The following is a 9,148-nucleotide window of genomic DNA, read 5'->3' on the forward strand; positions in this document are numbered from 1 at the left end:
ATCACCCAAACGGGGTAGTTGATGCGTTGAAGATGTGTGGGGTCCGTTGCCCGTGGAGGTGGCACCGGCCCCCGATGGGGCCGCGGGCGTGGGGCCGCCCCGAGAGGGTCAGCGCAGGACGGCGGCCGCGAGCGTCCAGGGGGCGCCGTCGGCGGAGATCGACACCCTGGTGGCGGCGATCTGCCCCGGCAGGGTCAGGGTGATCCGCGCGTCCGTCGCGGCGCCCGCCGGCGCCGCCGGCAGCGTGACCGTGAAAGTCCGGGTGTCCACGATCGACGCGATCGTGATCCGAACCTGCCCGGTGGACGAGCTCAGGTACACGTCCAGCTGACGGGTCCGGGTGACGAAGGTCGTCAGCTGCGCGGTGCCCTGCACCGCCAGGCTGTCCGTCTGCGCGGAGCCGGCGAGCGACGGAGTGCCGTCCGTCCAGGCGACGCCCGGCGACGAGGGGGTCGGCGTGCCGGAGACGGTGGGGACGAGCAGCGGGAAGGGCACCCCCGCGCGGTGGTTGCTGACCCCGCCCCAGCCGTTCCCGAACACCAGCCAGTCCACGGCGCCGGTGGGGATCTGGACGCGCGAGCCGGCGGGGAGCGCCTCGGTGGCGCTGGAGTAGATGCCGGTGCTGCCCGTCGTGCCCGCGCCGGGTGCCCGCGCGACCGCGCCGCCCGTGTCCGGTGCGGGTGGCACCGCGTTCGGCCGCGGCGCGTGGCCGGCGTCGGTCGGCGGATCGCCCGCTGCCGCCGTCGCCCCGGACGTCCTGACCGGCGCGGTGCGACCGCGGCCGTAGCCCCCCGGCGTCGGGCCGGGCAGCTCGGGCTGGCGTGAGGGCGCACTGGACGCGCTGCCCGTCGCCCACGGCGCCGTGGACGGATGCGGCGGTGCCGTCACCGTGGTCGTCGACGGGTCCGGTGAGTCATGCCCCGGCATCCCGAACATCGCCAGCGCCGCCACCATCGTGAGGCTCAGCACCGCGACGACCGCGCCGACCAGCGTCCCGGCCCGCCGGGTCACCGTCCGCCGTCCGGCCGCCCGTCGCCCGGCCGCCCGTCGCCCGGCCGCCCGTCGCCCGGCTGCCCGTCGCCCGGATCCGCCTACCCGCCCGCCCACTCCCGGGCCGGCATGTCGCGTGCGGCGTCCCCGGCGGCCCGGCGGCCGGTGACCGCCGCCCGGGCCCGCGGCGCCGTACAGCGGCAGCGGAGCCGTCCGCGAGCGTGGGTCCGTCCCGTCGCCCGGGTCCGCCGCGCCAGGCGGTGCGCCCGGTGCGCCGGTGTCCGGGTGAGCGCCGGTGCCGATGTCCGGGTAGGCGTCCGTGCGTGTGTCCGTGTCTGTGTGCTGTTCCGCGTCCGCGTCCGCGTCCGCGTGGGTGTGCGTGCCCGTGTTCGCGGCCGGTGCCCGGCTGGCCCACGGCGCATGCCCGCCGGCGACGGTGGCCAGGTCGGCATCCGGCGCGAGGGCGTCGCCCGCCGGGCCGGCGTCGGTCGCGACTGTCTGATCATCCGGGTCGTCGAGGTCGATCGGCCGGAAGAGCACGTCGAGGTCGAACGGCCCGCCGAGGGGGAGGGGCCCGCCGAGGGGGAGGGGGCCGCCGAGGGGGAGGGGGCCGCGGCGGGGGCCCGTGGCCGAGGCGGCGGCGGCGAACCGGCGGCGGATCCGCTCGGAGTCGGGCTGATGCCGGCTCATCTCGGTGCCCAGCAGCCCGCGCAGCTCGTCGGGAAACGCGCCGCTCGCCCACTGCGGGCCGCCCCGCCCGGTTCCCAGCAACGTGCGGCCCCGACGACCACCCCGCACTCCCCGGCTACCCCGGCCACCCCGGGTACCCCCGCCTGCCCGGGTCGCTGCAGGGCCGCGGGTGCCCTCGTGCGGGCGAGCACCCGTCAGACCGGCCCGGTCCGGGTCCTCGCCGCCGGCGGTGCCGCCTGCGGGCAGCGCCTGTCCGCCCTCGGGCCACGACCCGGGGAGGGGACCGGTGCCGGCCGGGCGAGGGCTGGCGTCCGCGGGGAGGTTGCCGGACCCCTCGTGCTCCGACGTACCCGATGCCATCTATGCCTCGCCGACCCGCCACCATGCCCATGGCCGCGGATCGGACCACGCGAAGCGGTCCGGGCCGGGGTCCACCGCGGTCTCGAGGCCGGTTCCGAATCCGGTCTCGGCGTCGGCGGACGGCGCCTGCCCCACGGCTGTCTCCTGGCCGGGGATCGGATCAGCCGCCCGCACCTGCGCGCAGGTGGACAGGCCGGGGCCAGCCGGTTCTCCGGACCCGCCGCCGCGCTGGCGACCGGACCGGCGCGCGCCGGAGCGCGGCCCGGCGGCCCGCGACGCCCCGGATCGGCCGGCGCCGCCGCGCGCGGCACCGCTGTGGCCGGCTGCCATGCGGGGCGTCACCTCCGGTGCTCTCGTGTCGGCTGGCGGCCGCTCGCCGCCCTGCAGGATGCGCTCGAGGTCGGCGACCCCCCGGGCGGTCTGGCTCTTCACGGTCCCCACCGAGATGCCCAGCGTGCGAGCCGTCTCCCCCTCCGACAGGTCAAAGGCGTACCGAAGCACCACGCAGGCCCGCTTGCCGGGCGGCAGCATCATGAGCGCCGTGCGCAGGTCCACGACGGCGGGGACATCCGGTACCGGCGCCGAGCGCTCCGCCCGCTGACCGAGGGCGGCAAGGCCCCGGCGCTCCCGCACGGCCCTGCGCACCCGGTCCGCGGCGAGGTTCGCCACGATCCGGCGCACGTAGGCCAGCGGCAGGTCCGCCGAGCGCACCCGGTCCCAGTGGGACCAGGCGGCGGTCAGGGCGTCCGCCGTGATGTCGTCCGCGGCGTCACGGTCGCCCGTGAGCAGGTAGGCGAAGCGACTCAGCTCGCGATGGTGGGACTCGAAGAAGGCACGGAACTCCGCCTGGTTGGGGGGATGTTCGTGCTCGTCGTCGGTCGCGACCGCTTCCACTGGCACGCTCCCCGGGCCCGTCCTGGCCGGCGCATCCCCGGGGCCGGCCAGACAGCCGATGCTGTGGTCGTCTGCTGCTGCTTGCTGAGAGGCATGTGTGCAGGGTGATGTACATCTGACGCTAGCGGTTCGGGCCCGTCTCGGGAGTGGCTCTTCGGTGGTGATCGATGGCTTTCTCGTTAATACGGCGATACGCCCCGGAGGCCTCGAATCCCGTGACACGGTTCCCGGGTGGGCGTCCGTCGGCCCCGCCGACGATGAACCGCCAGGTCAGGCGCCTGGGACACTGGTCGACCCGGGTCGCGGCACGATGGGGCCGTCATCCCGTCGACTTCCGTAGGAAATCAGCAGGCATTGTTGTCCATGCATGGATGTCATTGTGTGTATGTCGCCACAGTGGTGGCCATGGGCTGGTGTGGCGTGGGCCGGTGGTTGCCGCCAGTGGTCGGCCTGGTCCCTGCGTGCTCCGGCGCCGGGCGTGCGATGCTGGGACGATGTTTCCGCGGCTCCGTCCGCCGGGTACGGCGGGTCCTATGTCCAGCCCGTTCACGACAACCAGCTGGCCGGGGCGCTCGGCGGCGTCCCGCGGTGGGGTGCGCCCGCATCGCCCGGGCTATCCGCCGCCACCTCTCGACCCGGACGCCCCCATTCCCGACGACCCCGGCCCGCTGCTGCCCGACACCCCCGACCTGCCGCCCGCCCCGCACGAACCCTCGCCGTTCACCGAACCGGCGCCGGACGCTCCAGCGGAGCCGGAACCCGAGCCGGTGTGACGGGGCCGGCGCGGGACACACCGTCCCGCGCCGCTTCGGGTGGCGGTGGCCGCTGGCGGGCGCCCGTGCGTCCCGCGGTGCGCGCGGGTGGCGGCGCGGCGTCGTAGCGTGGTCCGCGTGTATGCGGTGACGGTGTCGGGCCCCGGCGGCCCCGAGGTCATGTCCTGGTCGCAGGTGGCGGACCCGCCGCCGCCCGGTCCCGGTGAGGTGGCGATCGACGTGGTCGCCACCGCGGTGAACCGCGCGGACCTGCTGCAGCGGCAGGGCTTCTACCCGCCGCCGCCCGGCGAGTCCGAGATCATCGGGCTGGAGTGCGCCGGGCGGGTCGCCGCCGTCGGCCCGGCCGCCGGCGGCGAGACCGGCCCGGGCGGCGGCGCTGGCCTGCGCTCGACCTTCGGTGTGGGTCCCACCGGTGGCGGACTCGAGGTCGGCACGCCGGTGTGCGCGCTGCTCAGCGGCGGCGGGTACGCGACCCGGGTGAACGTGCCGGTCGGTCAGGTCCTGCCGGTGCCAGCGGGGGTCGACCCCGTCGAGGCCGCGGCGCTGCCGGAGGTCGCCTGCACCGTGCACTCCACCGTGTTCGGCCTGGCCGGGCTGCGTGATGGCGAGGTCTTCCTCGTACACGGCGGCGCGTCCGGGATCGGGACGTTCGCCATCCAGGCGGTGCGCGCGCTGCGCCCGTCGGCGGTCATCGCGGCCACCGCCGGCACGCCCGCGAAGCTCGACCGGGTGCGCGGGCTCGGCGCCGACATCGCCGTGTCCTACCGCGACGAGGACTTCGTCGAGGTGGTTCGCGAGGCCACCGGCGGCCATGGCGCGGACGTCATCCTCGACAACATGGGTGCCGCATACCTGCCGCGCAACGTCGCCCTGCTGGCCGTCGGCGGCCGGCTCGTCGTCATCGGGCTGCAGGGCGGGGTGAAGGGCGAGCTCAGTCTGGGCACGCTGCTGAGCAAGCGGGCCGCGGTGCACGCGGCCTCGCTGCGGGCGCGGCCGGCGGACGAGAAGGCGGCGATCGTCGCGGCGGTCCGCGACCAGGTCTGGCCGGCGGTCGAGCGGGGGGCGATCCGCCCGGTCGTCGACCGGGTCGTGCCGATCACCGAGGTGGTGGCGGCGCATCGGCATGTCGCCGAACTGGGCCATGTCGGCAAGGTCATCCTCACCATGCCCGGCTGACCCGCCCCAGCGGCGGCTGGCCGGCTGGGCCGGCCGGGTTGGTGGCCATACCGTGGCCAGCGCCGTGCACCGCCGTCTGACGGGGCAGGATAGGGGTCATGACGGATCAACCGGAATCCCGCGTCCTGATCGTCGGGCCGGACGGCGCGCTGCACCAGGCCGAGCCCACGGCGCTTGGCCTGGCGAGCGGCCCCGCCGCAGCGGACGCCGACAAGAACGAGGAGTCGGCCGAGGGCGGCAGCCCGGTCGCCGAGCTGGTCTCCCAGCCCGACAAGGTGATGCGCATCGGCACCATGATCAAGCAGCTGCTGGAGGAGGTCCGGGCCGCGCCGCTGGACGAGGCCAGCCGGGTGCGGCTGCGCGAGATCCACCGCAGCTCCATCCGCGAGCTCTCCGACGGGCTGGCCCCCGAGCTGCGGTCCGAGCTGGAGCGGCTGTCCCTGCCCTTCGACGAGTCGCACACCCCCTCCGACAGCGAGCTGCGCATCGCCCAGGCGCAGCTGGTCGGTTGGCTGGAGGGCCTGTTCCACGGTCTGCAGACGGTGCTGTTCGCCCAGCAGATGGCGGCCCGCGCGCAGCTGGAGGAGATCCGCCGCCGGGCCCTGCCCAGCGGGCAGGGCGGCCAGCAGCAGGCGGGCGGCGAGACGTTCGGCCGCGGCGCCTACCTGTGACGGCGCCCCGGCCCCGGTCGCCGCGGCGCGGCCGGGGCCGGTACCGGTGCCGGGGCGGGAGCCGCCGCGGACCGTGGGCCGGCGCTAGTTCGCCGGGCTGACCGAGCTCATGTTGAGGTCGGGCACCCGCATCGGCGGCATCCGGGTGAGCGTGAACCAGTCCGCCCACTCGCGCGCCATGGTGCGGGTGGTCGCGCCGATCTCGCCGATGCGGCCCAGCAGGTCCACTGGGGACTCGTTGAACCGGAAGTTGTTCACCGCCCCGGCGACCTCGCCGTTGTCCACCAGGTAGACGCCGTCGCGGGTGAGCCCGGTGAGCAGCAGCGTCTCCGGGTCGACGTCGCGGATGTACCACAGGCTGGTCAGCAGCAGGCCGCGGCGGGTCGAGGCGATCATCTCGTCGAGCGACGCGGTGCCGCCGCCGTCCAGGATCAGGTTCTCGATCATCGGGGTGACCGCGCTGTCGGTCGCCCGCGCCGTCGCGCGGGTCTGGACCAGCGCGGCGAGGGCGCCGTCACGGATCCAGTCCGTCGCGCCGAGGGCAAGCCCGTTGTCGAACACACTCGACATCGCCGAGGACGCCGCCGCGGTCACGAACGGCGCGGTCGCCAGCTCCGGATCCGCCGGATCACTCGACAACCGCAGCCCGGCCGGGCCGATCGCCTCGCCGATCCGGGTCCCGCCGCCCGCCCGGCTGAACACCGTCCGGCCCTCGGCGGCGTCCCGGCCCGCGGCCGACCAGTACAGGTTGATCATCAGGTCGGCCACGGCGGACGGCGGCAGCAGCGTCTCGTACCTGCCGGCGGGCAGCTCGACGGAACGCTCGCACCAGGCCAGCCGGGAGCGCAGCGCGGCGTCGGTGGTGGCGACGTCGACATCGGTGAAGTCGCGGGTCGACTGCCCGTGCCACACCGAGCCGCCGGGCACGCCGCTCTTGGCGTTCCACTCCACGCTGCCCGTCGGCTGGGCGTGGCGCAGCCGCAGGCCGGTGGAGGTGCCGAGCCAGGTGGTGGTCACGTCGTGCTCGGCGAACCCGAACAGCCGTCGGCCCTCGGCGCGGGCGGCGCCGAACGCCTCGGCGAGGTCACGGGCGAAGTCCGTGAACACCGCCGTGCCGGTGCGGACCGCCGGGTCGGTGAACGCGACGTCGGTGGCGAGCCCCCCGGCGGTGGCCGGCCCGAGCAGGTCGGCGAAATCCTCGGCGCCGGCGGCCTCGAGGGCGGCGGCCTCGGCGGCGCGGACCAGGTCGGCGAGTCCATCGGCGTCGGTCGGGTGCGGTGCGGCGGTCGCCGGATCGGCGCGGCGGGGGGAGTCGATGGTCGAGGCGGTGCGGACGCCGAACGACCGGCCGATCACGCTGATGACCGTGATCGACCGGTCCCGGCTCGACCCGTTGGTCGTCAGGGAGTTGGTGGCCCACCGCAGGTTCACCGTGCTGGACTCGCTGGCGATCACCACGCACGCGTCGGCGCGGGACAGCGCGAGCGCGCGCTCCACGATCTCGGGCGCGTCCTGCGGCACCCCGATGGCGCGGTCGGTGCGAGCGCGGCTGTCGGTTCCGGTCACCTGGCTCATCGGCCGGCCTCCCGCCGGGTGTTGAGGACGTTGACACCGCGGAACAGCGCCGACGGGCAGCCGTGGCTGACGGCCGCGACCTGGCCGGGCTGCCCCTTGCCGCAGTTGAACGCGCCGCCGAGCACGTAGGTCTCCGGTCCGCCGACCGCCTCCAGCGAGCCCCAGAAGTCCGTCGTGGTCGCCTGGTAGGCGACGTCACGCAGCTGGCCGACGATCCGCCCGTCGCGGATCTCGTAGAACCGCTGGCCGGTGAACTGGAAGTTGTAGCGCTGCATGTCGATCGACCAGCTTTTGTCACCGACGATGTAGATCCCGCGCTCGACCTGGCCGATCAGGTCCTCGGTGGCCGGGCCGCCGGGCGCCGGCAGCAGCGACACGTTCGCCATCCGCTGGATCGGCACGTGGTGCGGGGAGTCGGCGAACGCGCAGCCGTTGGACCGTTCGACGCCGAGGACGCCCGCGTTGCGGGCCGCCATCGCCCGGTCGAGCTGGTAGCCGACGAGTGTCCCGTCCCGGACGATGTCGAAGCGGCGGGTCTGCACGCCCTCGTCGTCGTAGCCGATGGTGGCCAGGCCGTGCAGGGCCGTGCGGTCGCCGGTGACGGTCATCACCGGGGAGCCGTAGCGCAGGGCGCCGAGCTGGTCGAGGGTGGCGAACGACGTGCCGGCGTAGGCCGCCTCGTAGCCGAGCGCCCGGTCGAGCTCGGTGGCGTGGCCGACGGACTCGTGGATCGTCAGCCACAGGTTCGACGGGTCGATCACCAGGTCGTAGCGCCCCGGCTCCACCGAGGACGCCTTCGCCTTCTCCGCGAGCAGCCCCGGGATCAGCTCGATCTCGCCGTCCCAGTCCCAGCAGCCGGCCGCGGGGCCCGCCACCATCCACTCCCAGCCCCGGCCCGCCGGCGGGGCGATGGTGCGCATCGACTCGAAGCCGCCGCCCGGGTCGACCCGGGTCGCCTCGATCTGGCACAGCACCCGTACCCGCTGCTGGGTGGTCGAGGTCCCGGCCAGGTCGGCGTAGTACTTGTTCTCCAGCACCGCCTCGAAGCGACCGTCGACGTGGTCGACGTCCTGGGCGGCGTACAGCGCCCGGCACAGGCCGCCGACCCGCTCGACCCGCTCCCGCGCGTCCACGGCGAACGGATCCGCGGTGTAGGCCGAGACCCAGACCGCGTCCGAGTGGGTCGGCTCGGCCGCGAGCTCGACGGGCTCGGAGTTCAGCGGCGCGGCCACCCGGGCCATCGCGACCGCCTCCCGGGCCAGCCGCACCGCCTCGTCCGGTGTCAGGTCCACACCCGCCGCGAAGCCCCAGGCGCCCTCGTGCACCACCCGCACGGCCAGGCCCAGCGTGGCGCCCTCGTGCCGGCTTTCCAGCGAGGCGTCGCGGAAGGACAGCGAGGACTCCCGCAGCCGCTCGATGCGAATGTCCGCGTGGGATGCGCCCAGGTCACGGGTGGTCTGCAGGGCCGCGTCGGTGAGCGCGGACCGGGGCAGCGCGAGGAACTCGGCATCGATCTCGTGCGCGGGGAGCCCGGACGCGGCCGATTCCTGATGGACGGAGGTCGCCATGCCCCTATCCTGGCCCGTGCCGGGGACGAGGGTGGCGTCGCCCTGCCGTCCTCGTGGCCTGCGCCGTCTCCGTGGCGGCCGCGGCCTCGGTGGTCCTCGCTGTCTCCGTGGACGGAACCGCGCCTCGCGGGCACCCGGCCCGCCGCGCCCGACACCGGCTGCCGATGTGGTGTGGCCCGGCGTTTCCGGTGACGGGAAACCGTCTCTTTCGGCCTGGATAGCCGAACCCCACGGATGCTCCGGTCATGGAGCCGTGAAACGTACGCGGCGGATCGCGCGGAGCGCCGCGGGGCCCGATTGTCGCCGCGGTCGGGAAGGCATGATTGAGCATTTTCAAAGTTGGTTTTTTTAGATTCCTTCCTGTTCCAGGACGAAGACGGCTTGGGTGAATGTGCCGACCCGGCGTGGGCAGCCGCGGAAGCGGCTGAAGACGCGCCAGTTTTTCAGGACC

7 protein-coding genes are annotated in these 9,148 nt (G+C 75.0%); 3 read left to right on the forward strand and 4 right to left on the reverse strand.

What is annotated here, in order from left to right; genetic code table 11:
- Positions 1 to 108: 108 nt before the first annotated feature.
- Complete coding sequence (locus AC6EXY_RS11570; protein WP_499817355.1) at positions 109 to 2,040, reverse strand: hypothetical protein; 1,932 nt, start codon at positions 2,038 to 2,040, stop codon at positions 109 to 111.
- Positions 2,041 to 2,934 (reverse strand): SigE family RNA polymerase sigma factor, encoded by an 894-nt coding sequence (locus AC6EXY_RS11575; protein ID WP_499817356.1) that lies wholly within the window; start codon positions 2,932 to 2,934, stop codon positions 2,041 to 2,043. It abuts the gene before it with no gap.
- Between the two features lie 533 nt (positions 2,935 to 3,467).
- Between AC6EXY_RS11575 and AC6EXY_RS11580 the strand changes: the two genes are divergently transcribed.
- From AC6EXY_RS11580 to AC6EXY_RS11590, 3 genes are all read left to right on the forward strand, one after another.
- Positions 3,468 to 3,707, forward strand: a complete 240-nt coding sequence (locus AC6EXY_RS11580; RefSeq protein WP_499817357.1) for a hypothetical protein — start codon at positions 3,468 to 3,470, stop codon at positions 3,705 to 3,707.
- A 126-nt stretch (positions 3,708 to 3,833) separates the two neighbouring features.
- Positions 3,834 to 4,883 (forward strand): NAD(P)H-quinone oxidoreductase, encoded by a 1,050-nt coding sequence (locus tag AC6EXY_RS11585; protein ID WP_499817358.1) that lies wholly within the window; start codon positions 3,834 to 3,836, stop codon positions 4,881 to 4,883.
- Positions 4,884 to 4,981: 98 nt separating this feature from the next.
- The gene (locus AC6EXY_RS11590; RefSeq protein ID WP_101830869.1) at positions 4,982 to 5,554 is read left to right on the forward strand and encodes a bacterial proteasome activator family protein; all 573 of its coding nucleotides are present in this window, start codon (positions 4,982 to 4,984) and stop codon (positions 5,552 to 5,554) included.
- A gap of 84 nt (positions 5,555 to 5,638) precedes the next feature.
- Here AC6EXY_RS11590 and AC6EXY_RS11595 read toward each other — a convergent pair whose 3' ends face one another.
- Positions 5,639 to 7,129 carry a metallopeptidase TldD-related protein gene (locus AC6EXY_RS11595; RefSeq protein ID WP_499817359.1) on the reverse strand — a complete coding sequence of 497 codons (1,491 nt, stop codon included), beginning with the start codon at positions 7,127 to 7,129 and terminating at the stop codon, positions 5,639 to 5,641.
- Positions 7,126 to 8,697 carry a TldD/PmbA family protein gene (locus tag AC6EXY_RS11600; RefSeq protein WP_101830867.1) on the reverse strand — a complete coding sequence of 524 codons (1,572 nt, stop codon included), beginning with the start codon at positions 8,695 to 8,697 and terminating at the stop codon, positions 7,126 to 7,128. The genes AC6EXY_RS11595 and AC6EXY_RS11600 overlap by 4 nt, the downstream gene beginning before the upstream one ends.
- Positions 8,698 to 9,148: the final 451 nt, after the last annotated feature.

This window comes from Frankia sp. RB5, from assembly GCF_059816245.1.

What these genes read in the sequence shown, in the direction of transcription:
- AC6EXY_RS11580 (WP_499817357.1), top strand. Translation starts at nt 3,468, where the DNA reads ATGTCCAGCCCGTTCACGACAACCAGCTGGCCGGGGCGCTCGGCGGCG.
- AC6EXY_RS11570 (WP_499817355.1), bottom strand. Translation starts at nt 2,040, where the DNA reads ATGGCATCGGGTACGTCGGAGCACGAGGGGTCCGGCAACCTCCCCGCG.
- AC6EXY_RS11590 (WP_101830869.1), top strand. Translation starts at nt 4,982, where the DNA reads ATGACGGATCAACCGGAATCCCGCGTCCTGATCGTCGGGCCGGACGGC.
- AC6EXY_RS11595 (WP_499817359.1), bottom strand. Translation starts at nt 7,129, where the DNA reads ATGAGCCAGGTGACCGGAACCGACAGCCGCGCTCGCACCGACCGCGCC.
- AC6EXY_RS11600 (WP_101830867.1), bottom strand. Translation starts at nt 8,697, where the DNA reads ATGGCGACCTCCGTCCATCAGGAATCGGCCGCGTCCGGGCTCCCCGCG.